The 23393-nt window shown below is 61.5% G+C and carries 18 protein-coding genes and 1 pseudogene; 6 read left to right on the forward strand and 13 right to left on the reverse strand.

Going from position 1 to position 23393, the window contains the following annotated elements:
- Positions 1–114: 114 nt before the first annotated feature.
- The gene (locus APH34_RS19985; RefSeq protein ID WP_054902616.1) at positions 115–1623 is read right to left on the reverse strand and encodes a YdgA family protein; all 1509 of its coding nucleotides are present in this window, start codon (positions 1621–1623) and stop codon (positions 115–117) included.
- A 545-nt stretch (positions 1624–2168) separates the two neighbouring features.
- Between APH34_RS19985 and APH34_RS19990 the strand changes: the two genes are divergently transcribed.
- The 4 genes and pseudogenes from APH34_RS19990 (at position 2169) to APH34_RS20000 (ending at position 6688) form a co-directional block, all read left to right on the forward strand.
- Positions 2169–3521, forward strand: a complete 1353-nt coding sequence (locus APH34_RS19990) for an APC family permease (RefSeq protein WP_054902617.1) — start codon at positions 2169–2171, stop codon at positions 3519–3521.
- A gap of 208 nt (positions 3522–3729) precedes the next feature.
- Positions 3730–4794 (forward strand): annotated as a pseudogene (locus tag APH34_RS30390) (HAMP domain-containing protein); the annotation flags it as partial.
- A 102-nt stretch (positions 4795–4896) separates the two neighbouring features.
- Positions 4897–5652 (forward strand): methyl-accepting chemotaxis protein, encoded by a 756-nt coding sequence (locus APH34_RS30395; protein WP_371263316.1) that lies wholly within the window; start codon positions 4897–4899, stop codon positions 5650–5652.
- A 76-nt stretch (positions 5653–5728) separates the two neighbouring features.
- Positions 5729–6688 carry a cation diffusion facilitator family transporter gene (locus tag APH34_RS20000; protein ID WP_054902619.1) on the forward strand — a complete coding sequence of 320 codons (960 nt, stop codon included), beginning with the start codon at positions 5729–5731 and terminating at the stop codon, positions 6686–6688.
- A 1-nt stretch (position 6689) separates the two neighbouring features.
- Here APH34_RS20000 and APH34_RS20005 read toward each other — a convergent pair whose 3' ends face one another.
- The 3 genes from APH34_RS20005 to APH34_RS20015 are packed head-to-tail and all read right to left on the reverse strand — an operon-like array spanning position 6690 to position 11412.
- Entirely contained in the window at positions 6690–8036 is a 1347-nt protein-coding gene (locus APH34_RS20005) for a TolC family protein (protein WP_054902620.1), read from the reverse strand.
- Complete coding sequence (locus tag APH34_RS20010; RefSeq protein ID WP_054902621.1) at positions 8033–10159, reverse strand: peptidase domain-containing ABC transporter; 2127 nt, start codon at positions 10157–10159, stop codon at positions 8033–8035. Before APH34_RS20010 ends, APH34_RS20005 begins: the two co-directional genes overlap by 4 nt.
- Positions 10156–11412 (reverse strand): HlyD family secretion protein, encoded by a 1257-nt coding sequence (locus APH34_RS20015; RefSeq protein WP_054902622.1) that lies wholly within the window; start codon positions 11410–11412, stop codon positions 10156–10158. Before APH34_RS20015 ends, APH34_RS20010 begins: the two co-directional genes overlap by 4 nt.
- Positions 11413–11693: 281 nt before the next feature.
- Between APH34_RS20015 and APH34_RS20020 the strand changes: the two genes are divergently transcribed.
- The gene (locus tag APH34_RS20020; RefSeq protein WP_054902623.1) at positions 11694–11885 is read left to right on the forward strand and encodes a hypothetical protein; all 192 of its coding nucleotides are present in this window, start codon (positions 11694–11696) and stop codon (positions 11883–11885) included.
- Between the two features lie 73 nt (positions 11886–11958).
- Here APH34_RS20020 and APH34_RS20025 read toward each other — a convergent pair whose 3' ends face one another.
- From APH34_RS20025 to APH34_RS20040, 5 genes are all read right to left on the reverse strand, one after another.
- Entirely contained in the window at positions 11959–12648 is a 690-nt protein-coding gene (locus APH34_RS20025; RefSeq protein WP_218187073.1) for a hypothetical protein, read from the reverse strand.
- 54 nt (positions 12649–12702) lie between these two features.
- Positions 12703–12885 (reverse strand): hypothetical protein, encoded by a 183-nt coding sequence (locus tag APH34_RS29775; protein ID WP_218187074.1) that lies wholly within the window; start codon positions 12883–12885, stop codon positions 12703–12705.
- Entirely contained in the window at positions 12885–13172 is a 288-nt protein-coding gene (locus APH34_RS20030; protein ID WP_054902624.1) for a hypothetical protein, read from the reverse strand. Before APH34_RS20030 ends, APH34_RS29775 begins: the two co-directional genes overlap by 1 nt.
- Before the next feature lie 129 nt (positions 13173–13301).
- Positions 13302–14879 carry an aldehyde dehydrogenase (NADP(+)) gene (locus APH34_RS20035; RefSeq protein WP_054902625.1) on the reverse strand — a complete coding sequence of 526 codons (1578 nt, stop codon included), beginning with the start codon at positions 14877–14879 and terminating at the stop codon, positions 13302–13304.
- A gap of 18 nt (positions 14880–14897) precedes the next feature.
- Entirely contained in the window at positions 14898–15533 is a 636-nt protein-coding gene (locus APH34_RS20040; protein WP_054902626.1) for an isochorismatase family cysteine hydrolase, read from the reverse strand.
- A 261-nt stretch (positions 15534–15794) separates the two neighbouring features.
- Here APH34_RS20040 and APH34_RS20045 point away from each other — a divergent pair, with 261 nt between their 5' ends.
- Complete coding sequence (locus APH34_RS20045) at positions 15795–16802, forward strand: NAD(P)-dependent alcohol dehydrogenase (protein ID WP_054902627.1); 1008 nt, start codon at positions 15795–15797, stop codon at positions 16800–16802.
- Positions 16803–16972: 170 nt separating this feature from the next.
- Here the strand turns inward: APH34_RS20045 and APH34_RS20050 are convergent, their stop codons facing one another.
- From APH34_RS20050 to APH34_RS20065, 4 genes are all read right to left on the reverse strand, one after another.
- Positions 16973–19159, reverse strand: a complete 2187-nt coding sequence (locus APH34_RS20050) for a TonB-dependent receptor (RefSeq protein ID WP_082422849.1) — start codon at positions 19157–19159, stop codon at positions 16973–16975.
- A gap of 236 nt (positions 19160–19395) precedes the next feature.
- Complete coding sequence (locus tag APH34_RS20055; protein ID WP_082422850.1) at positions 19396–20736, reverse strand: MFS transporter; 1341 nt, start codon at positions 20734–20736, stop codon at positions 19396–19398.
- Between the two features lie 69 nt (positions 20737–20805).
- Complete coding sequence (locus APH34_RS20060) at positions 20806–21933, reverse strand: dipeptidase (protein WP_082422851.1); 1128 nt, start codon at positions 21931–21933, stop codon at positions 20806–20808.
- A gap of 119 nt (positions 21934–22052) precedes the next feature.
- Positions 22053–23381, reverse strand: a complete 1329-nt coding sequence (locus APH34_RS20065) for an LLM class flavin-dependent oxidoreductase (RefSeq protein WP_054902631.1) — start codon at positions 23379–23381, stop codon at positions 22053–22055.
- Between the last annotated feature and the right edge of the window lie 12 nt (positions 23382–23393).

Consider the following 23393-nt stretch of genomic DNA (forward strand, 5'->3'; position numbering starts at 1 on the left):
CAATCAAGGGATTTCTAAAGCGGTTTTTGTGTGGCTGCACGGGCCCCATCGCCGGCAAGCCGGCTGCCACGGGTATCGCACGGGCCATGAGGCTTGCCGGCGATGGGGCTGCTGTCAATCCTGAGGCTGCAACGCCGCGAAGTGTGCTGCCAACATCATCGCGAACGCGTCGACGGTCATCTTCTTGCCGTTGAAGTCAACCATGCCGTCGGCGTAGTGCAGGCTCGATACCACATCATTACCCTGCACCGTGGCCATGCCACTCTGCAGCGCCATCAAACCGACCATTTCACCGGCCTGGCTGGACTGCATGGCAATCGCCTGAGCATCGGTCTGGCCTTCCAGCAGTGCCTGCAAGGTCGCCAGGTCACCGATCATCGGCTTGGACAGCGAGAGCTTGCTATTGACCTGGGTAATCAACTGCTTGCTCAGCTGGTCAGGTGGCAGGTCGAAGGAAGTCGGGCTGGCAAAGTCCATCGTCAGGTTGAAGCGGCTTTCGCCATTGGCCGTCTTGAACGACAGGTTTTCCACGGCCACCTGCGGCTTGGACGCTAGAAGCTGTTTCAGGTCACCCTGAAACTTGGCCTTTTCTGCCTCGCCCATCTGGATTTGCGGCAACGGCTGGCCGGCAGCGGCAGCCTCCTGAAACTCTGGCAGGTGCGCCTGGTACCACTGGGACAGCGACTGCAAGGCCGGTGCGTTGATCGCCTTGATGCTCACCGCCATCTGACCGCTGCCGACCGCACGGCCGTCCCAGGAGATGTCCGCCACCTTGTAATCCACGCGCCCACCCACGGTGTCGGGGCCGTCAAGCGTTTGCAACACGTTCTGCTCCAGCCCTTTGAGCAGCAGTACCTGCTGCTTGGGCCCTACGGTTGCCTTGGCCTCGGCCAACAACAGATCGACGTTGCCGACATAGATTGCCTCGTGCTGGGTGGCCGCCAAATTGCCGCCGATTTTCAGGCCCTTGAGCTCGAACGTGGCCGGCGGATGATCATCGGCTACCAGCTTCATTTCAAAGCGGTCCGCAGCGCCATGGAAGGTCGATGCCTTGCCTTCGTTGTCGCCACGGATCGCCAGCTGCATGCCCGAGAAGTCGAGCGTGCTGCCGTTGTCTTCGGTCAGCTTGACCGGTGCGATGTCGATGGTGCCATCGATGCTGCCGCCATAGCCCAGGCTGGTCTGCGAGGTAATGGGCGCCTTGTCGCCCGCAGCGGCGAACCAAGGCGCGGTGAACGCGTCCTTGTCCAGTGCGCTGTTGCTGGCCGCCATCACCGGCATCAGCTTGAATGCCTTGACCCGCGACCAGGGGAACGGACCATGCTCGATCTGATCGGTGACGCCCACTTCGAAGCTGGCAGTCTGGCCGTCAGACAAGTGGATGTCGCTGGCCTTGAGACGATAGTGCGCGGTGCTGCTGAAGAAGTGCCGCTCCACCGACACCACCTCGAGGGTCATGCTGCCGCCAATCCCTGTCAGAGCCTTCTCCAGCTGGGCGTTGCCACGGGCGACGGACTGCTCCAGTACCCCAGGCAATTGCTGGCCCGTGTACCAGGCGCCAGCAGTGGTTACGACGGCGATGGCAATGGCCAGGCCGGAAAGGATGCCTACTGATTTCTTCATGAATAAAACCGATTGATGTCCATATGGCGTGTTTTCGGCCAAGCGGCCGCGAAGGTGGCAAAGGATATCACCCGAACCTTGAGCAGGTGACCGCCACCTGGACAAAATCGCGAATTTGAGAAGCGCCTGACACCGCCTTGGGAAACACCTTATTCGTTAAATTTTACGAACAGTTATATCGATCAAAACCGCAAAAAACCGCGCAAAAACCGAACATTGCCGCTTATTAGGCGATAAATATTTCAATTCGGCAACATCTTGTCATGTTTAACTTGACACCTCTTAACCCATCGTTTTTTATTTTCACCACCTTGCCCAGCGCCCCTCCACGAAGAAGAATAGCCGCGCCGTCATGATGCCTCACCGCCCCTGCCCGCACGCTCCACCTTCCTAGCACCGGCACTGCCAGCTCGACACCGGCGCATCGCCCGCGCCTACCTCTGCTCCAACAATAAAGGTGAACAACATGGAGCCCACCCGCTCGCCCTTGCCGCATGCGCAGTACAGCTCGTCCGCCGTCCACGCCCAGCAGGAGCCACATCAGCATGCAGCCTGATCACAGCGCCACCGGCAACGGCCAACTCCGTAAAACCCTGCGCCTCTGGCACGTGATCATCATCGGCCTGGCCTACCTGACGCCGATGACCGTGTTCGATACCTTCGGCATCGTCTCCGGCATTACTGCCGGTCACGTGCCCAGCGCCTACATCCTGGCACTGGCCGGGATTTTGTTCACTGCGGTGAGCTACGGCACCCTGGTGCGCCGCTTCCCGCAATCGGGCTCGGCCTATACCTACACCCAGCGCGCGATCAACCCGCACGTGGGCTTCCTGGTCGGCTGGTCGTCGCTGCTGGACTACCTGCTGCTGCCAATGGTCAACGCCCTGCTGGCAAAGCTCTACCTGTCGGCCATGTTCCCCGAGGTACCGGCGTGGCTGTGGGTGGTTGGCTTCGTCACATTGATCAGCCTGATCAACATGCGCAGCGTCAACCTGGTGGCGCACTTCAACCTGCTGTTCGTGGCCGTGCAGGTGGCGATCATCGCCGTGTTCATCTACCTCTGCGTGCGTGGCCTGGACCAGGGTGAGGGCCTGGGCACGGCGTGGAGCCTGCTGCCGTTTGCCGACAGCCAGACCCAGTTCAGCGCCCTGGCCGCCGGTGCGACCATCCTGTGCTTCTCGTTCCTGGGCTTCGATGCGGTGACCTGCCTGTCGGAAGAAACCCGTGACCCGGCCAAGACCATCCCGCGGGCGATCTTCCTGACTGCGCTGATCGGCGGCCTGGTGTTCATCACCGTGTCGTACTTCATCCAGGCCTACTTCCCGACCATGGCACGCTTTCACGACCAAGAAGCCGCGCTGCCGGAAATCGCCCTGTACGTGGGTGGCAAGCTGTTCCAGTCGATCTTCATCGCCTGCACGGTGATCAACACCATCGCCTCGGGCCTGGCATCGCAAACCAGCGTGTCGCGCCTGCTGTATGTGATGGGCCGCGACAACGTGATCCCTGCCGGCATTTTTGCCCGCCTGCATGCGCGCTACAAAACCCCGGTGTTGAACATTGCGGTGGTCGGGCTCATTTCGCTGTCGGCGATCTTCTTCGACCTGGTCACGGCCACCTCGATCATCAACTTCGGCGCGCTGGTGGCGTTCAGCTTCGTCAACCTGTCGGTGATCAACCACTGTTACCTGCGCGAAGGCAATCGCCAGGGTGTGGTAAACAAGCTCATGTACCTGGTGTTGCCAACCATCGGCTTCTGCATCATCGTCTCGCTGTGGCTTGACCTGAACGAACACTCGCTGATGTTCGGTGGCATCTGGGCGCTATTGGGGTTGCTGTACCTGGCCTGGTTGACCAAGGCGTTCACCGCCGCCCCGCCGAACTACGTTGCTGAATAACCCGCCGCCAACAACGCCCGCGCCCGAACGCGGGCGTTGTACTTGATTGAAAAGGAAAGCCCTCATGTCGCTGCGTCGCCTCTCCATCCAATGGAAGATCACCTTGCTCGCCGGCCTCTGCCTGCTGGCAATCGTTGCCTTGCTGGTGGTCACCTCGCTGACCCAGGCACGGCGCAGCGCAGGCCTGGTCAGCCAGGCCAACAGCGAAATGCTCGAACACAGTGCGCGTCTGCGCCTGCAGGCTCATGCCGAAACCCAAACCCTGCGCATCCAGCGCTACTTCGTGGATGCCTACCAATATGGCAACGGGTTTGCTCGCCTGGTCCAGGTACTCAAGGCCCACGGTGCCAGCGACCTGCGTGCTGAGCTGACCCACCAGGCCCGTACCGCCCTGGCTGGCAACCCGGACGTGATCGGCCTTTATGTGGTATTCCAGCCTGACGCACTGGACCAGCAGGACAGCCAGTTCATCGCCCAGGATGCCGTTGGTAGCAACGAACGTGGACGCTTCTCCCTGTACTGGTCACAACCGCGCCCCGGCACCCTGGAACGGGAGGCCATGCCTGAATCGATGCTGGACGACAGCAGCATCGGCACCAATGGTGCCCCGAAAAACCGCTGGCTCACCTGCCCGCAAGAAACCGCCAAGGCCTGCATGCTCGAACCGTACCTCGACGAGGTCAACGGCCGCCAGGTACTGATGACCAGCATCGCCCTGCCGCTGCTGGAGAACGGCAAGGTGGTCGGTGTGGTCGGCCTGGACATCGGCCTGGACAACCTGCAGCAACTGGCGCTGGATGGCCGTCAGGAGCTGTTCGACGGCCAAGGCCAGGTGAGCATCGTCAGCAATGCTGGCTTGCTGGCCGGGCACAGCCGCGACGCCGGCAAGCTGGGCCAACCGCTGGAGAAGGACGTGGCCCCCGGCATCCTGCGTGTTGCCAGGCCGTTCGCCCCCATCCCCAACGCTGCGCCCTGGCAGGTGCTGCTTGAGTTGCCTGAAGCGGTGCTGCAGGCACCGGCCGTAGCGCTCAACCAGCGCCTGGACGAGCACAACCAGCGCGCCAACCTCACCAGCCTGCTGATTGGCCTGGCGGCCGCAGTTGTCGGCCTGCTGCTGGTCTGGCTGACCGCGCGCGGGGTCACCCGTCCGATTCTCGCCGTGGCCGCACGCCTGGAAGACATCGCCAGCGGTGAAGGCGACCTCACCCGCCGCCTGGACTACGCCCGCCAGGATGAGCTAGGCCAGCTCAGCGGTTGGTTCAACCGCTTCCTTGACAAGCTGCAACCGGTGATTGCCCAGGTCAAGGGTTCACTGCTCGAGGCCCGCGGCACGGCGGACCAATCGGCGGCCATCGCCAGCCAGACCAGCAACGGTATGCAGCAGCAACAGCGCGAGATCGAACAGGTGGCCACGGCCGCCAACGAAATGAGCGCGACGGCCCAGGATGTCGCGCACAACGCGGCACAGGCCGCCCAGGCCGCCCGTGGCGCCGATCAGGCCAGCCGCGAAGGTTTGCAGTTGATTGCCAGCACCCGTCAGGCAATCGACCAGTTGGCCGCCGGGATGAATTCCGCCATGGACGAGGCCCGCGCCCTCGAGGACCGCAGTGAGCAGATCGGTTCGGTACTGGACGTAATCCGCGCGATTGCCGAGCAGACCAACCTACTGGCACTCAATGCCGCCATCGAAGCGGCCCGCGCCGGTGAAGCCGGCCGTGGCTTTGCCGTGGTGGCCGACGAGGTGCGCAGCCTGGCCCAACGCACCCAGGTCTCGGTGGAAGAGATCCGTCAGGTGATCGAAGGCCTGCAACAAGGCACCCAGGATGTGGTGGGCGCCATGCATGAAGGCCACCGTCAGGCGCAGGCCAGCGCCACGCGAATGGAACAGGCGCTGCCAGCCTTGCAGCGTATTGGCGAAGCCGTGGCGGTGATCAGTGACATGAACCTGCAGATCGCCTCGGCCGCCGAAGAACAGAGCGCGGTGGCCGAGGAAGTGAACCGTAACGTGGCGGGCATCCGCGATGTAACAGAATCCCTGTCTGGCCAAGCAGACGAATCGGCGCGAATCAGCCAGGCATTGAACCGCTTGGCCAACCAGCAGCAAGCGCTGATGGAGCAGTTTCGCGTCTAGCCTGTGCCGGCCTTTTCGCGGGATCGCTTGCGAAAAGGCCGGCACAGGCAACCCACCTTTTGAATGAGTTCTACCCATGGAAACACCAACCCGATCGCCCTTCTTCGACATCACCAGCGAACAGGGCCTGCTGCGCACCTCGATCGCCGTCACCCTGTTCATCGCCACCATCGGTATCGCCTTTGGCCTGGCCTCCGGTTCGTTCTCGATCGTCTTCGATGGCGTCTATTCGCTGGTCGACGCCAGCATGAGCGGGCTGTCGCTGGTGGTGGTCAAGCTGATCACCTCGCACGCCACCAGCCTGCACATGTCGCGCAAGCTGCGTGAACGCTTCACCATGGGTTTCTGGCACCTGGAGCCGATGGTGCTGGCGCTCAACGGCATACTGCTCAGCGGCGTTGCCCTGTACGCACTGATCAACGCCGTCAGCAGCCTGCTCGAAGGCGGGCGTCACCTGGAGTTCGGCATAGCCATGGTCTATGCGGTGCTGACGGTAATTGCCTGCGCCACCATTGCCCTGGTCGAGGCCCGCGCCAACCGCAAGCTGAACTCGGACTTCGTGCGCATGGACGTCAAAGGCTGGGTGATGTCGGCCAGCATCACTGCCGCCTTGCTGATTGCCTTCTGCTTTGGCTACGCGGTACAGGGCACACAGTGGGAATGGGTGTCCCCCTACATCGACCCGGCAGTGCTGGCGCTGGTGTGCCTGGTGATCATCCCCCTGCCGCTGTCGGTGGTACGCCAAGCGATGTCGGAGATCTTCCTGGTGACGCCCAACGACCTCAAGCAGCATGTCGACAACGTCGCCCAGCAGTTCGTCGCCAAGCACGGGCTGCAGTCGTACCGGGCTTACGTAGCCAAGGTCGGGCGTTCACGGGAAATCGAGCTGTATTTCATCGTGCCGACCGACATGCCGGCGCGCACCATTGCCCAATGGGACGCCCTGCGCGACGAAGTGGGCGATGCGGTGGGTGGCGAAGGGCCGGATCGCTGGATCACCGTGGTCTTCACCGGCGACCCAGCCTGGGCGCAGTAGGTTACCTGCCCAACTGCCCAAGGTCGGCGGCCAACTGCAACCGCGCGGTGTACCACTCGACCACCGAACCCACCCGCCGCTGCTGCGCGGCGGCCAGGTCATTCTGCGCGTTCAGCAACTCGATGATGCTGCCGACCCCCGCCTTGTAGCGCCCCAGTGCCACCCGGTGGGACTGGCTGGCGCTGGCCACCAGGCGGCGGCTGATCGCCAGTGCCTGGGTCCGCGCCTCAAGGGCCTGACGGCTGCGCCACACGCTCAAGGCAATGGTGCGCTGGGCGTTGTACAGGTCCTGCTCGCGCGCCCCAGCTTCTTCGTCTGCCGCGCGTGCCCGGCGCCGGGCGAGAAAGCCATCGAAGATCGGCACGCTCACCTGCACACCCACAGTCCAGGTTTCGATCTGCTGGCGCGAGGCAACCTGTTCGACCGGCGTGTCATCGTGCCGATAGTTGCTGTACAGCGATATCGTCGGGCGGCCCTGGGCCCTTTCCGCGTCTGCCCGGGCCAGGCTGGATGACCACTGGGCGCGGGCCGTTTCAACCGAGGGATGGGTTTGCCGGGCCTGCTCCATCAGGGCATCCACGCTGGCCATGAAGCCCTGTTCCTGACCGTCTGGCTCATCTAGCGCCGCCAGGCGCAGCGGGGCCGAAGGCGACAGGTTCAAGGCGCTGGCCAACGCGCCTTCGGCGCTAGCCAGGTCCCCTTCGGCCAACACGCGTTCGAGCTGAGCCTGTTCATACGTGGTCTGCGCCTGCAGCCGGTCGGCCTGCTCCCCGGCACCGGCCTGGTGCTTGGCCGTGGTCCCCCGCAGGCTGTCGGCGGCGAGCGCTTCGATGCTGCGGCGAGCCTGCAGCAAGGCGCGGCTGGCCTGCACCTGGTAGAACGCTTTACTGGTATTGAGCACCACCGCCTGAATCTTCTCCACCCGGCTGCTGCTGGCCGCGTTCAGCAGTTGTCGCGCGCTTTCCACCCGGGCCTCACGCAAACCGAAGTCGTACAGCACCCAGTTGAGGCTCAGGCCGTACCCGCTGGTGCGCGCATCGAGGCTGGAGTTGGCTTCAGGAAAGCCATCGTAACGGGTCTTGCGGTTGGCCCTGCCGCTGTTGGCGAGCCCCTGCACGGTGGGCAGGTACGCGGAGCGCTCGGCCTCCATGCTGGCCTGGCTGCTCAATTGCGTACGCCAGGCCGCCGCCACCTCCGGGTCGGCGCACAGGGCCATGGCCACGGCCTTGGACAATGCCAAGGCCTCGTTCGGGTGCAATGGCCCCGGGCAGGCCTGTAACGGTTCCTCAGCTGGACAGTGCAGGCTGAGCAGGACCAGCCCTGCGGCCAGTGCCCAACGCATGATCATGGTGCAATGCCCGGCTCGCGGCGGTCACTCGCGATGCGCCCGTCAACCAGCACCAGCACCCGTTGCGCCGTGCGAATAGTGTCTGGCCGATGGGCGACAATCACACGGGTGATGTTCAGCGTTTGCAGGGCCTGGTTTACCGCTGCTTCGCGCTGAATGTCCAGGTGGCTGGTGGCTTCGTCGAGAAACAGCAGGCGTGGCCGCCGGTACAGGGCCCGGGCCAGCAGAATGCGCTGCTTCTGCCCGCCCGACAGCACGGTGCCCATGTCGCCCACCAGGGTGTTGTACCCCATCGGCATCCGCGCGATATCGTCATGCACCGCCGCCAGCCGCGCGCATTGCTCGATCCAGCCCTGATCGGGTTCGCTGGCAAAGAAGCTGATGTTCTCGCCGATCGAGCCCGCGAACAGCACATCATCCTGCAACACCGTTGCGCTGATCTGCCGCAAGCGGTCGACCGTGCTGGCATCGATAGGCTCGTTGTCCAGCAACACCTGCCCCTCGACCGGCGGCAGGATCCCGAGCATGACATTGAGCAGCGTGGTCTTGCCGCACCCCGAAGGCCCGACAATGGCCACCGACTCGCCCGGCTCGATCACCAGCGAAACCCCATCGAGCACCCAGGGCTCGTGATCCGAATAGCGAAACTTCAGGTGCCGCACTTCAAGGCGTGGCACGCGATCAGGCGCAGGTGCCAGTATCGCGGCAGGCCGTGGCTCTGGCGTTTCCAGCACGATGTCTGCCAGCCGCTCACCGTGCAGGCGCAACATGATCACATCGACCAGCTTGTCGATCAGCCCGGCCACGCGGCTGTTGAACTGGTCCTTATAGGCATTGAACGCGATCAGCATGCCTGCACTGAACACCCCGTCGATCACCTGCTTGGCCCCCAGCCAGATCACCAGCAAGGTCACGCTGCCAAACAGCAGGCCGTTGAAGGCGCGATACAACAGCTGCAGCTTCTGCGGCTGCAGGCCGGCATTGATTTCATCCACCAGCAGGCCGCTCCAGGCGGTGGCGCGCTGCTCCTGGTGGGCAAACAGCTTCAGGGTACGCACCCCGCGCATGGTTTCCAGGAAGTAGCTCTGCTGCTTGGCGGCGCGCACCAGTTCGTCCTCGCTGGCCCGCCGCAGAGGGCCGAACCAGGCCCAGCGCGCCAGGGCGTACAACAGCATGGCCAGCACCGCGATCATGGCCAACGGGGGGCTGTAGATGAACATCAGGGCCAGCGTGACCACGGTCATCAGCCCGTCGAGCAACGCTTCGATGAACGAGGTGGTGAGGGTGCGCTGGATGGCCTTCAGAGAGCCGAAACGGGAAATGATATCGCCCAGGTGACGCCGCTCGAAATACGCCACCGGCAAACGCACCAGGTGGTTGAAGACATTGATCTGCCACTGGCTGCCCAGCAGTGTGCCCAGGTACATCAGCGCCCATGAGCGGCCCAGCGACAGCACCTGCTGCGCCACGAGCAACAGCCCGAAGCCCAGCGCCAGCACCGCCAGCAGGTCCAGGTCGGCGCTGACCAGCACCTTGTCGATCACCGTCTGTAAAAAGAACGGCGTAAGAATCATGCACAGTTCCAGCGCAAGGCCCAGGGCCAGCACATGGCCTAGCACCCCGCCAAAGCCCTGCACCCTGCCCAGCAGGCGGCGCAAGGAAACCTGACTTTTCGCCTCGCCCGGCTGAAAATCGCTTTGCGGCCACAGTTCCAGGGCAATCCCGGTAAATGCGGCGGACACCTCGTCCAGGCTCAGTTTGCGCACACCGCGGGCCGGGTCATGCAGCACCACACCCCGCGGGCCAACCTCCTTAAGCACCACAAAGTGGTTGAACTCCCAGTGCAGGATGCACGGCAAGCGAAGCTGCTCCAGCGCTTCGAGCTCCAGGCGCAGCGGGCGCGTGGCCAGCCCCAACTGACCGGCCATGGCTATCAGTTGCTTGAGCGTTACGCCTTTCATCGACGGGGACAGTTTTTGCCGCAGGGAGTGCATGTCGTGCACCTGGCCATGGTAGGCGGCAATCATTGCCAGGCAGGCCTGGCCACACTCGGCCGCCTCGACCTGAAGCATCACAGGGAGCTTGCGGCCGATGCCGAAGCTCAGGGACTGGGAGAGGGTCAAAGGCGCTTTCCTATACCGCGCAGGGGTTCAAGTAGCCATTCATAAAGCGGCAGGTTTTCCAGCATGATGTCGGCGTCGAGCTGCATGCCGGAACGCAGGCGCTCTTCCCTGCCCCTGGCGAACAGGCTTTGCCGATCGAGGGCGACCTTGACCCGGTACAGCGGCCCTTGCTCGCGCAGCGCTTCGGAGGCCGCGCCCACGGTCATGATCTCGTCTGCCGGCAAGGCACTGCGCGACACCGAAGCTACGGTGCCCCGAGCAAGGCCGAAATGCTGGTAAGGGTAGGCCTGGTACCGCAGCATGACTTCATGCCCCGGGCGTACGAAGCCGGCCGACCGGCTGGGGACGTACAGCTCGGCATACAGTGGGCTGTCTTGCGGCACCAGGCTGAACAAGGGCCGGCTGACATCGGCGCGGGCGCCATTGACCACGCCCATGGCCGTTACCTCGCCGGCAGCGGGTGCGGTAATCATCACCTGGCGCTTGACCTCGCTTTCGAGCAGGCTGCTCTGGCTTTCCAGCAGGCGGCGCTGTAGGTCTGCCAGTTGCTTGGTCTGATTGAAAGGCAGTTCCGCCAGCTCGGCGCGCAGGCCAGCGCTGTCGTTACGCAGGGCCAATAGCGAACGGTTCAGTTCTTCAGCCCGCAGGCGCACCTCCAGCACTGCGTCCTGCTTGGCCTGCAGCAGATCGCGTGAGACGAAGTCCTGGCGTTGCAAGTCGGCGTACCGTTCGGCGATGCCCTGCGCCAGTGTCAGGCGCTGGCGGGTCAGCGCTATTTGCGCGGCGACCTTCTCCTGCTCGCCCTCCAGCATCGCTAGGCGGCGCTGCTTGCCCTCGCGCTCCTGCTGGTGGAGCACGCGGGTTTCGGCCATCTCATCGGCGAGGCTGTTATTGCGCCGGGCAATCAAGCGGCTGATGGCATCCTGGTTTGCACCGGCCTCGCCATTCTGGGTATCGCTGAACAACGTCAGCAAGGTCGCCCCGGCCTGTACCTGCTGGCCCTCGGTGACCAACAAGTCCTGAACCACACCCACCTGAGGTGCGAATACCTTGATCAGCCCGCCCTCGGGCACCAGCACGCCGGTCACGGCTTCGCGGCGGGTATAGCTGGCGAAGGTCATGAACAGCACCAGCACGATGCAGAACAGCAATGCACAGGCGCTGGCCACGCGCAACGAAGGCGGCGACACCACGATCACGCTGCCCAGGTCTTTTTGCGTGCCTGATTGCAGAGCTTCCTTACGAAATAGCATTCCCTGGCCTACGCTGCTGGCAGTTGCGAAGTACCCCCGCCGCGGGTCCGGCCGCGAGGCTTCGCCAGCCTATACGGGCCAGCACCGCCCCACACTAGTACAGATGCACTAAGGCACCGCACGGCATCCGCGCGGCGTGAACGGGATCACAAAGTGGCAACTGGACATTAGGCCACCCGTTCTATTGCCCGCTCGCGCGTTCAGTTCTCATCATTCCACAAACCCGATCGACCGGGTTTGCCGATGACGGAACAACACAAACTGAAACGAGGACGCAGGCCATGAACAGTGCATCGAACGTAGTCCGTACGCTGAATGAGCAGGAACTGGATCAAGTCAGCGGTGGGCTTGGGGCATTTGGATACTATGTAAATCTCGACTTCGTCGATTACGGCCAGGGTGAAAAAGCGCATCTGAGCTGGGGCAAAGAAGGGGGCTATCACGACTACGTAGAGGTGGACGTGGGCTGCTGAACGGCAACGCACGACACACCTCGTAGGGCGTGTAGCCAGGGCCACCTACGTGGCCCAACTTTCAGTACAACGCTCACATCGCAGCGATCCCTGTCAGTTTGCCCGCATTGCGCAGGATGACTGAAGAACGGGACCCGTCGAGCGCGACCCGATGGATTGCTCCGCCCAGGTCGCTTACATAAGCGACATTCTGAGCAGCATGCACCGACAGACCGATGGCCTCGTTGAACCCCGCAGCGAGCACCTCGGAGTGCAACTTAGTCACGCCACACTCCTGCAATCGACTTCGATTCAGTGTATTGCCGAAAGGCAGTGCACCTCGATCGGTCCAGTAAAGGGTCATGGTCGTCATGTCCAGCTCGAGATCAACCGGCTCGGGCAAGCCGTTGAACAACGTCTCGATATCATCGCGAGAGGCGCTCAATACACCTTTGTGAATCGGATTCAGTGGCGCACGGAGGATCCGCCCGGTGTTTGACTTCGCAGCGCCTTTTTGCGTCCAGTATAAGTGCTGGCGCTCGAGGTCAAGCGCAATTCCGACACACCAGTTTCGTGCATCGGCCTGATCATGAGCGCCATAGCCCGCCTGCACGAGCGTTTCCAGCGATGATCCGTCCAGTCTGCAACGCATCACGCGCATACCTTCGCGGTCGCACCAGTACAGATGCGAACCACTCGGTTCGATGACAAGTTGCTTCGGCGTGTGCGTCTTGCCGGGCGGTACGATGGTCGTGACATTGCCGCCATCGAGGTCGCAACGCATGATGAAGCCGTCGTTGCGAGAGGGCTCTCCCATGTTGGTCCAGTAGAGGTGGCCTCAATCGGAATCAATGGCTATTCCGTCGGGGCCTGAACAGCCCTCCTCGACCACTACCTTGATGTTGCTGCCGTCGCTCATGGCCGAAAGCACGCGATTGCCGCCATGGTCGAGGAAGTACAGACGCACATTATCCAATGCGCTTACCGGCTCGCCGTGGTTTTCCTGATACGCCGGGTTCATCATCGACTACCCTGCGCAAAACCACGATAAGGACGCAACGGGATGAACGTCTGGATTTCGAGTTTATCGGCCTTCATCAGCGGTAACGCTTCGATCGCAGCGCGTGCCGTGCTTTCGTTTTCCGCCTCGATCAGCAGGCATGCACCTGCCACGTCTGTGCGAGACCAGATCTGTCGAAGCGTATCGCTCGCGTAAATCGTCCGGACATACCCAACCTCCGTTTCAAGCTGATCGGTGGTGACGGGCGCGGCGTTTTCTTTGACTCGCATGGCAAACAGAAACTGCATCACAACTCCTTTAACCTGGTTGCTGACCTACATCGCACCGACATTGGTCATCCAGCCTGCATTACCCAAGCAGCCCACGGATTTGCGACCTGCACAATGCGTGGGTTGCTTGTTTTTATGGGGTTCGAGTCAATCCTTCGACAACTCGCCATCGACGACACGCCAGAGATCGCACGGGTTGTCGTGCTTCAATGCTTCTGGCAGCAGGTCGTCTGGAAAGCCCTGATAGCAAACGGGCCGCAGGAAGCGCTCGATTGCACTCATGCCGACTGAGGTGAAGCGGCTGTCGGACGTTGCCGGAAACGGCCCGCCGTGGATCGACGCATAGGACACTTCCTGCGGATGGGCAAACGCATTGACGACAATGCGGCCGGTGCGCCGCTCAAGAATTGGCAACAGGCGCACAGCAAGCGCATGGTCGGGTTGGTCGATCTGCATCGTCGCAGACAGCTGCCCACGGAACTGCTTGGCGATCGCGACCAATTGCTCGACATCCTTCACACGCACCAGCAACGCAGCCGGACCGAACACCTCTTCCGACAGCGTTGCATCATCGAGCATGTGTGCACCGTCAACCTCAAAGAGCACCGATTGCCCATCCCACGCCCCTTGCGATTCACCGCCCGCCGCGATGCGCTGGGCACCTGCTGCGGCCTGCCGCTCGACGTTCTTGCGGTACGCGCTATTGATGCCGGGCGTCAGCATGGTGCGCGCTTGCATGGCTTCGACGCGGGCAATCATGGCGTTCTTCAGTTCGACATAGCCGGGGCCATCGATAGCCAGCAGAATCGCAGGCTTCAGGCACGCCTGGCCAACGGTGACCAACATGCGCTCGGCGAACCCGTCGCCAATCACAGCACCGCGTGCAGCCAGCGCCGATGGCAGCACGAATGTCGGGTTAACGCTGGTCATTTCGGTGAAAACGGGAATTGGATCAGGGCGCAGTTGGGCGCGCCGGTACAACGCCATACCGCCAATTTCAGACCCTGTGAAGGTCACCCCCTTGATGAGCGGGTGATCAACCAGCGCCTCGCCGATTGCATTACCACCACCGCGAACGAGCGAGAACACGCCCTCGTGCAAACCTGAATCTTTGACAGCCTGCTGGATCACGCGCCCCATCATTTCCGAGCCACCAGGATGAGCATTGTGTGCCTTGAGGATGACCGGGCAGCCAGCCGCCAGCGCCGAAGCTGTATCACCGCCTGCCACCGAATAGGAGATAGGGAAGTTGCTCGCGCCGAAGATGGCAACCGGGCCCAACGCAATCTTCTGTAAGCGATGGTCCATCCGTGCGCGCGGTTGACGGTCGGGTTGAGCGGGATCCACGGTCGCCTGGCGAAAGCGTCCTTGGCGGACGACCGTCGCGAACTGGCGAAACTGAAGCGCAGATTTCGCCGCTTCGCCCTCGAGTTGCGCAACCGGCAGGCCGCTTTCAAGTGAGATGCGTTGCGCCAGTTCAGGCGCGATCGCATCAAGGCCGTCGGCGATGCGCTCCAGGAAGGCGGCGCGTGCGGCCAGAGTCGTAGCGTTGTAGCTGTCGAAGGCGTCGTCGGCGAGTTGAGCGGCACGCTCGACTTGCGCCCTGCCGCCAAACGCGAACGTCGGTTCAATCTCGGTGTTGGTTGCAGGGTTCAGCGCCTTCATCGTGCCGGCGGTTGCGGACACTTCCTGGGCGCCAATGAGCAGGTTGCCAGTGAGCTTCATAGTGGTTCTCTTCAAAAGTCAGGCGTCGGTGCCAGTGTTGAGGGCAGCGATGAGATTGGCTGTCGTCAGGATTTCGTGAGCGAAGGTGGGGCCGTTCAGTTCATGTGCGGCATGCATCATTTCCTTCTTGAACGCGGCGGTTGCGTCGCGCACCAGCGTGACGTGGTAGCCGAGTTCCATCGCAAAGCGGCTCGTCGACTCAATGCAGGTGTTGGCAAGCAGGCCGATGACGATCACGTGCGTGATGCCTTGCTGCTTCAACTGGAAGTCGAGATCGGTATTGGCGAAGCCGCTTTGGCCCCAGTGTTCCTGAACGATGATGTCGCCGTCCTGCGGAACGAAATCGGGGTGCCATTCACCACCCCACGTGCCCTTGGCAAAGGTGTGGCGTTGCTGCACGAGACGCTGGGTGGGGTTTGGATGGTCCCAGTTGTCGTAATCGCCCGGCTGCCAGCGACGATGCGGCACGTAGAACACCTGGATATCGCTCGCTCGGGCGGTTGCGACGATGTTGCGCAGGTTCTCCAGCAAACGGACCTCATCAGCGACGTCCTTGAGCATCGGGAACAGCTTGCCGCCGTCCGAGAGAAAATCGTTGTACGGGTCAACCAGCAGCAGACCAGTACGTTCCGCGCGATATACGGGGTTGGTCATCTCGTTCTCCAGTCAGGCGATAGTTGCGAACAGTGGCGTGTTAGACATTCGACCCGGGACCGCTTTGGACGGGCGCTCGTGGTATTGCACAAATCGAATGCAGCGAGCAAAATCTATCACTATGAAAATCATAGAGTCAACAGATGCGGGGATTTCCCGATACACCGCCGCTTGCACCGATTTAAGTCTAGCCATCGTGAGCGGCGGGGATCGCCCCCTGCACATGCGATCACATCAATCGACCGTCAGGAGTTTGTTTTCATGAAAGCCATTACCTTGCGCCAGCCCGCCGGCCTGGCCAATCTCATACTGACGAATCTTGCCGATCCCGGCGCCCCGGCCGCGGGTGAAATCCGCGTGCGCATCCACGCAAGTTCGCTAAACGCCCATGACCTGGGGGTTGTCACTGGCCGCTTGCGCACCGCCGAAGGCCGCATCCCGATGTCGGATGGCGCGGGTATCGTCGAAGCCATTGGTGAGGGCGTAACAGCGTTCGCAGTTGGTGATGCCGTTGTATCGACCTTCTTTCCGACTTGGCTCGACGGTGGCCCGACGCTGGCGGATTTTTCGACGACACCGGGTGATGGTGCCGACGGATACGCTCGCGAAATCGTCGTTCGGCCCGCGCAGTGGTTCACGCATGCGCCGCAAGGCTACAGCCATGCAGAGGCTGCGACGTTGACCACTGCCGGGCTGACCGCGTGGCGTGGGCTGGCTGTCGACTACTCGCTGAAAGCAGGCGACACCGTGCTCGTTCAAGGCACAGGTGGCGTCTCGATCTTTGCACTGCAGTTTGCAAAGCAGATGGGGGCAAAGGTGATCGCCACGTCATCTTCCGACGAGAAACTGGAAAAGGCCCGGGCGCTCGGTGCCGATCACCTCATCAACTACAAACGCGATGCCGACTGGGCCGCAAAGGTACTCGAGATCACCAGTGGTCGGGGTGTCGACAACATTATCGAAGTGGGCGGCCCGGACACGCTTGGCCAGTCGATCCGCGCGTGCCGCATTGGTGGTCACATCGCACTGATCGGCGTATTGACCGGCTTCGCCGGGCAGGTGCCGACGGCTGAACTGATGCGCCGTCAGCAGACACTGCAAGGGCTGATCGTTGGCAGCCGCAGGCACCAGATCGACATGATTCGTGCGATCGACGCAAACGGCATCAAGCCTGTAATCGATCGCACGTTTGCACTTGACGAGATTGCCGACGCATTCCGCCACCAGGCAGCCGGCAAGCACTTCGGCAAGGTGTGTTTGTCTATCTGACCAGGCCTGTACAGAGCGCTTGTTCGGTGCCCCTCAAATCAGAATGGGTGCCTGCCGAGCGCTCAGGCTCCATAGCTACAACAACTTACCCGTTGCCCATCGCTATGGAGCAAGGCGGCTTGATTACCCTGATGGTGGCCGGCAACCTGACCAGAAGATTGCGCCATCCTCTAGAATTTTTGCTCCACAGAAACGCCAAAGGTCCTGGGTTCGCCCACCGCAGCGAGCGAGGCCGATGGGTTGGCGGAGATGAGGTTATAGTAGAGTTCGTTCGTCAGGTTCTGCCCCCACAGCGAAACCTTGAACTTGTCGTCCGGCGACCATGAAATATCCGCGCCCACCAAACCCAGCGAAGGTTGATACAGGTAGTTATCCGCTTCGTGATAGACCTTGGCGGTGTAACTGTAGTTTGCACTCAGATCGACCACACCGAGCGCCACTGGGATGCTGTAATGAACCCCGGCATTGGCACTCCAGCGCGGAGCGCGGACCATATCGTTACCGGACGCATCGGTGGGTGTCACTGCGTTGCCACCGCCGGGCAGCGGCCGAGCCCCCGGCGCATCGGGGAACGACGTGTAGCGCGCATGCAGCCATTCACCGGACAGCGTCAGGCGCAGTTGCGGCGTTGGCGCAACCTCAAGATCGACGTCGACGCCATAGATGTCCGCAGCGGCAGCGTTGCGCAGCGTCTGCCCACTTGGGGTGAATGAGCTCAGTTGGATGTCCTTGAAATCGTAATAGAACATCGAGGCGTTGAGCCTGACCTTATTGTCAGCCCATTGCGTCTTGAGACCCGTTTCGTAAGCGTCGACAATTTCCGGCTCTACTGCTGCAGCGGTGAGGCTCAGTACGTTGAAGGTACCGCTCTTGAACCCCCTGTTATAACTGATATAGCCAAGCACATCGTCAGAGAAGTCGTGTTCGTAGGCGACACGCCAGCTGGGTTCTTTGAAGGTTTCCTCTTGGCCGGGTACACGAGACCGGATTGCCCGCCCATCAGGGAAGTTGCTCTGGTTATAACCAGAAAGGTCCCGCCATTCCCATGTGTAACGCGTGCCGAAGGTGAGCCGGTCGCGACTGGAAAGAGCTTGCGTCGCCTGGCCGTAAACGGCGAATGACTCTGCATCTTGCCAGCCATGAGTGACACTGCTACGAAGCGTCGGGAAATTCAGCCCGCTCCTTACAGATAATTGGTCCCCTTTGTAATTGAAGTAGTACACCCCAGTCGTCCACTGCAACGATGTGGCATCCCCCCCACTGAGCTGAAACTCCTGAGAGAACTGTTTCTCGTTCACCTTGATGTTCGTTTCGAGGAAAGGGGTCGGCGTAACGTCACCTTCCGCCACGAACTCATAGTTGCTGTCGCGCCAGGCCGTGGTGCTGGTGAGAACCGCGGAATCAAAATAGTGCTGGAGCTTCGCACTCACGCCGCCTGCGTTTGACTTGAGCGAGGGCTGGGCGTCTGAGTTGATGTCGTAATCGCCACCGGTGTAGACACTGCCCCACCTCGGTTTAAGCCCTTTGAATGGCCGGATAGACAGGCCCACCGAACTGTCGAACTTGGCGTAATCCGCCGATAGCAGCAAGCTGGTGGAATCATTGATATCCCACAGGAGTTTGCTGCGCACATTACCTTTGTCGGTAGCGTTGACGTCCTTGCCGTTAAATTCGTTCTTGCCCCACCCTTTGCCTTGATCGGACACCGAAAAAGACAGATTGGCGGCGACATTCTCGCTCAGGCCCAGGCTGCCATAACCGCTTGTGGTGCGGGTATCGTAATTGGCGTAACCCACCTTGATCCTGCCTTCAGGTTCATAGGTCGGGTCCTTGGTCATGATATGAATCAGGCCACCGGAAGCATTGCGCCCGAAGAGCGTGCCCTGAGGTCCTTTGAGTACCTCGACTCTTTCCACATCGGTGATATCAGAGATCGCCGATGACTTGGTGGCTTGATAGACGCCGTCCACATAAACAGCCACCGAGTTCTCTACCCCTGGACCATTACTGGACGTTCCCACCCCCCGCAAGAATGGTGAGCCCAACCCCACCCCGCGCCCGTAGACCAGCCCTGGCGTCAGGCGGCCAAGGTCAACCGTGCTGGAAACACCCGCATTTTGCAGCCGCTCGGCATCAAAGGATTGCACAGTGATTGGAACCTTCTGCAAATCCTCACTACGCCGTTGGGCAGTCACCGTCACCGTCTCAAGCGCCCCTGCCGACTGTGCTGCTTTTTTCGCGCGGTCTGGCTGCTCGTCATGGTCCTTGGCGTCGGCTGCCAGCGTGTGTGATGACACGACGGACAACGCCGTGAGCAAGCTACAGAGCAAAATACCTCGATCAACTGAATAACTCATGATGCCCCCAAAAATGCCTTAACTGTTTTTGAAATACATGCCCTCGATCCAGCCTGTGCTGGGCAAAGGCCAACAGACGCCAGGCGCCACCAAGGGCGTCTGGAGCGATCCGTCGATAGAGCCGAAGCTGCGAGAGAGGTAGGGCGTATCGCCAGTCGTGAACTGGCGTAGACAGGCCATTGGCATGGCACTCCACACCCGCCTTCTCGAGAGGTTCTGGGCAGTGCGCTCAGCGATTACGAACGGTCAAGGGATTTCCCCGACGTCTCGATACCCAGCGTGAGCATGGCGAACACAATCACCAACAAGCAGATGCCAACCACCGCCATCACGCCGACCACCCCGGCGGCGTTGAGTAGCGTCAGTAGCAGGAACGGCAGAAACACCAGCAATAGGCGAACGGTTGCCATCGAAAGCGCCGTGGCACGCGCTCTGACGTTCGTCGGGTACAACTCTGGCAGGTAGAGCCCCATGATCATGCTGCTCAGTACACCCAGGGCTACCTGAAGCAGGAACCCGACGCCGATCAAGGTATGGCCATCGGTAAAGGGAAATACTGCCGCCAGCAGCAAGGCAACAATGGCAGCCCCGATGATGCCTGCCTTCCTGCTTATGCGATCGGCAAAGAGTGTGCGGGCCAACCCGCCTATAGGAATACCCAAGGACATCATCAGGTTGTAGGCCAAGGTGTTCGAGATCGAGAGATGACGCTCAAGTAACAGTGTTGGCAACCAGGTGAGGAAGCCCGTTGTCGCGACATTGAAACAAACCGCTAACAGCACCCCCAGCACGAGGGGCCTGGCCAAGGCGCGGGTGAACAAGCGTTCGACCGGAGCACCACTGGGCCGCGCAGACGTGTCCGATGCCAGAATCGGTCCATCCTGTTCGACGCGCATCTGTGATAGCGCCTGCCGAGCGGCCTCATGCCGGCCACGGGTAGCCAGCCATCGGGGTGATTCCGGCAGCACTGCCGTCAAGAAGTACAAAACGATGCAGCCAGTACCGGGAATGATAAACATCCAATGCCAACCTCCCCACGGCAGCAACAGGTAACCGGCCAGCGCCGCGGCGAACAGAGAGGACGTGCTGATCACGCCGCTGATACCCGTCCAGCGTCCACGCACTGCCACCGGCAGCAGCTCGACCATCAGCGTCAAGCCGACCGCCGGAACTGCCGCCATCCCCAGGCTGGCGACGAAGCGGGCGACGATCAGCAGCTCCATCGTCGGCGCTGCGGCGCACGCCAGCGTACCAAGCCCCAACAAGAGCAACGCGCCGCGCAAGACCCTGAGGCGCCCGAATCGATCGGCGAGCGCGCCTGCAACCAGATTACTGATGACGCCGCCAAGCCCGGTGGCCGATAAAAACACAACGTTGAGTTCGCGCGTCGACCAACCGCTGGATAACAACGCTGCCGTCACGCTTCCAGAAAGCATGAGATCGAAGAAATCGAAAAAGACTGCCAACGCGATCAGCATCACGAACAACCGATGACGGCTATTGACTGGCGCACGGTCGATCACTGAAAGAGGGGCATTGGAAGCGGAGCTTCCCGGATCTAGGGGAACTGTGGTCATGAGTGCGCTCGCAAGGCGATCCTTACTGGTGATCGCAGAAGGGAAGATCAAGGATGGTGGCCGGTGCTTTCATCGCGCACCGGCTTCGGCAGTGCGCAACACACGCAGGACGTTCGCACCCCACAGCTTGGCGATGTCCGCTTCGCTGTAGCCGTGCTCACGCAGCGCCACGCTGACTTGCGGCGCCTGGTCTGCACGCGCCCAGCCTTCGATGCCTCCGCCCTGGTTGAAATCCGAGGCCAGGCTCACGTGGTCGATGCCGATGAGCCGCACCGCATGATCGACTGCCCGGATGAGATCCTCCAACGTGGCAGGTTGGGTGACGGCGAGAATCTCCCGGTAGTAGGCGTTGCGTTGTTCCGTGGTCAGCCCCGTATAACCTTCCTTCAGCCCTCCGTAGGCCTGCGTGATAGCCTCGCGGGCCCGTACCTCATCCGGGCTCAGGTTGCGCAGATAGGGGCCGAACGCAACCATGCCGACGACGCCCCCCGCTTGGGCAATGGCAGTCAGCTCCTCGTCCGACAGGTTGCGTGGGTTATCAACCAGCGCGCGCACCCCGGAGTGGGACGCTATCACCGGTACGCGGCTGGCCTTGAGCACCTGAAAAAGCGCGTCACTGGACAGGTGCGATACATCGAGCAACAAGCCCAGGTCATTGGCCTGCGCAACCGCGGCCTGGCCCAGCGGCGACAAACCGCCATGCTGATTGGAGCGCTGGCTGAAAAGCGGCCGGGACGAGTCGGCGAACGCATTGTTGCCAAGGTGGGCGAGGCCCAGCACGCGAACGCCGTCGCGGTAGAACCGCTCGATCGCGGCCAGATCCGTGCCGAGGGCATGTGTGCCCAGCAGCTCGATCATGATCGCCGTCTTGCCTTCGCCTGCGATCCGGACAAGTTCGTCAGAGGACAGGGCCAACGCTACTTTGTCGGGCTTGGTGGCACAGATCTGTTTGATTGCGCCGATTTTCGCATCAATTATTGCCAGGTCGGACGCCACGCCTGCGCCGCCTTCCCCGGGCACCACGTTCGCAGCGAGTATCACCGCGGCAACAGTGCCCGCGCGAAGCAAGTCCACGTCTATTGCAGTCCCTTCATCGATGCTTCCTTGCGTATCGACCACCAGCGGGTTGGGTACATCAGCGTGTCCATCGATGATGAATAGAGAAGTGTCGCGATAGTTACCAAGAGTCATATTCATTCGCTGCCTTTATTGCGAACACGCGTGTGGCTGAGCGTCCCTGGACCGTTCGCTGGTCACCCGCCTACAACAGGGCACCGCTAAAAAGCGGCCGTTTGCGATGGCGGGTTGTACAGGGCTCAGCTGAAGAACTTATTAGCGGGGGCCGGTAGATCGATAATGTCGCGCAAGGTACTTCCCGGGTATTCGGTACGGAACAGGCCGCGGCGTTGGAGTTCTGGAATTACCTGGCTCGTGAACAATTGAAGGCTGGTGGGCATGACGGCCGGACCGATCAGAAAACCGTCGCAAGCCCCTGCGCTGTACCACGCCTGCATCTGGTCAGCGATCTGCAGCGCAGACCCTTGGAAGATCGGGCTGCCGAGGGTGCGTGAGTAGCGCAGGTAGACATCACGAATACTTGGATGGCCGGTGCGGACCCATTCGTTGATGATCTTCCGTGGCGCACTGGCGCCCTCCATTTCCTCCGGCAGCTCCGGCATCGGGCCGTCGACGTCATACCCGGTAAGATCGGCGCAGACCAGTTTGGACAGATTACCCAGTGCAACCGCTGGAGACGTCAGCGCATCGAGGGTGTCGCACAACTGCTGCGCCTGCTCAGGCGTCGCCCCTGGGTAGATAGACGCCGACATCAGCACCTTGAGGCTGTCTGCCGAGCGGCCATTACGAACCGCACGGGCCTTCAGATCGGCCGTAATGCGCTGTGCCTGTTGCAGGGTACCGGCCACGGCGAAGACACAATCTGCAGCGTGCGCAGCCAGTTCAAGCCCGGCCTCCGACTGCCCGGCATGGAACACCACCGGTCGCCCCTGCGGCGAACGGGCGACGTTCAGCGGCCCCTTCACCTGGAAATAGTCACCGGTATGGTCGAGCGGGCGTACCCGGTCAGCGTTGAGATAACGACCACTTTGTTTGTCATGCACAAAGGCGTCGTCTGCCCAGCTATCCCACAGCCCCAGCACCACGTCGACGAATTCGCGGGCCCTCTCATACCGCAGGCTCTTGGCAAGGTGCTGTTCGTTGCCAAAGTTGGGGGCGTCCCCTTCATTCGAGCCGGTAACGACGTTCCAGCCGGCCCGCCCTTTACTCAGATGGTCCAGCGAGGCGTAGCGACGTGCGACATGAAACGGCGCATCGTAGGTAGTGGAGGCCGTCGCCACCAACCCTATGCGAGTCGTGACCGACGACAGGGCAGACAGCAATGTGACCGGTTCGAACACGGCCGGCCTGGAACTGGGCGTCATGGCCTCGAAGAGTTCACGGTTCTGCATCTCGCGGACGCCACTGCCATCGGGCAGAAAGACCATGTCGATCTTGGCCTGTTCCGCCATTTGTGCGCACTCGACCAGTTGATCGAAGTTAAGCACCGTATTATCCCAGGCCTCGGGGTGTCGCCAGCCATTAAGATGCATACCCACATTGGTAAGTAACGTCATGATATGCATCATAGTGCCTGATTC

The sequence above is a fragment of the Pseudomonas sp. NBRC 111131 genome, assembly GCF_001320525.1.
Lineage (GTDB): Bacteria > Pseudomonadota > Gammaproteobacteria > Pseudomonadales > Pseudomonadaceae > Aquipseudomonas > Aquipseudomonas ceruminis.

Excerpts from the sequence above, each read along its gene's own strand:
- APH34_RS19985 (WP_054902616.1), bottom strand. The coding sequence starts at position 1,623 with ATGAAGAAATCAGTAGGCATCCTTTCCGGCCTGGCCATTGCCATCGCC.
- APH34_RS19990 (WP_054902617.1), top strand. The coding sequence starts at position 2,169 with ATGCAGCCTGATCACAGCGCCACCGGCAACGGCCAACTCCGTAAAACC.
- APH34_RS30395 (WP_371263316.1), top strand. The coding sequence starts at position 4,897 with ATGCAGCAGCAACAGCGCGAGATCGAACAGGTGGCCACGGCCGCCAAC.
- APH34_RS20000 (WP_054902619.1), top strand. The coding sequence starts at position 5,729 with ATGGAAACACCAACCCGATCGCCCTTCTTCGACATCACCAGCGAACAG.
- APH34_RS20005 (WP_054902620.1), bottom strand. The coding sequence starts at position 8,036 with ATGATCATGCGTTGGGCACTGGCCGCAGGGCTGGTCCTGCTCAGCCTG.
- APH34_RS20015 (WP_054902622.1), bottom strand. The coding sequence starts at position 11,412 with ATGCTATTTCGTAAGGAAGCTCTGCAATCAGGCACGCAAAAAGACCTG.
- APH34_RS20020 (WP_054902623.1), top strand. The coding sequence starts at position 11,694 with ATGAACAGTGCATCGAACGTAGTCCGTACGCTGAATGAGCAGGAACTG.
- APH34_RS20025 (WP_218187073.1), bottom strand. The coding sequence starts at position 12,648 with ATGCGTTGCGACCTCGATGGCGGCAATGTCACGACCATCGTACCGCCC.
- APH34_RS29775 (WP_218187074.1), bottom strand. The coding sequence starts at position 12,885 with ATGAACCCGGCGTATCAGGAAAACCACGGCGAGCCGGTAAGCGCATTG.
- APH34_RS20030 (WP_054902624.1), bottom strand. The coding sequence starts at position 13,172 with ATGCAGTTTCTGTTTGCCATGCGAGTCAAAGAAAACGCCGCGCCCGTC.
- APH34_RS20035 (WP_054902625.1), bottom strand. The coding sequence starts at position 14,879 with ATGAAGCTCACTGGCAACCTGCTCATTGGCGCCCAGGAAGTGTCCGCA.
- APH34_RS20040 (WP_054902626.1), bottom strand. The coding sequence starts at position 15,533 with ATGACCAACCCCGTATATCGCGCGGAACGTACTGGTCTGCTGCTGGTT.
- APH34_RS20045 (WP_054902627.1), top strand. The coding sequence starts at position 15,795 with ATGAAAGCCATTACCTTGCGCCAGCCCGCCGGCCTGGCCAATCTCATA.
- APH34_RS20050 (WP_082422849.1), bottom strand. The coding sequence starts at position 19,159 with ATGAGTTATTCAGTTGATCGAGGTATTTTGCTCTGTAGCTTGCTCACG.
- APH34_RS20055 (WP_082422850.1), bottom strand. The coding sequence starts at position 20,736 with ATGACCACAGTTCCCCTAGATCCGGGAAGCTCCGCTTCCAATGCCCCT.
- APH34_RS20060 (WP_082422851.1), bottom strand. The coding sequence starts at position 21,933 with ATGAATATGACTCTTGGTAACTATCGCGACACTTCTCTATTCATCATC.
- APH34_RS20065 (WP_054902631.1), bottom strand. The coding sequence starts at position 23,381 with ATGATGCATATCATGACGTTACTTACCAATGTGGGTATGCATCTTAAT.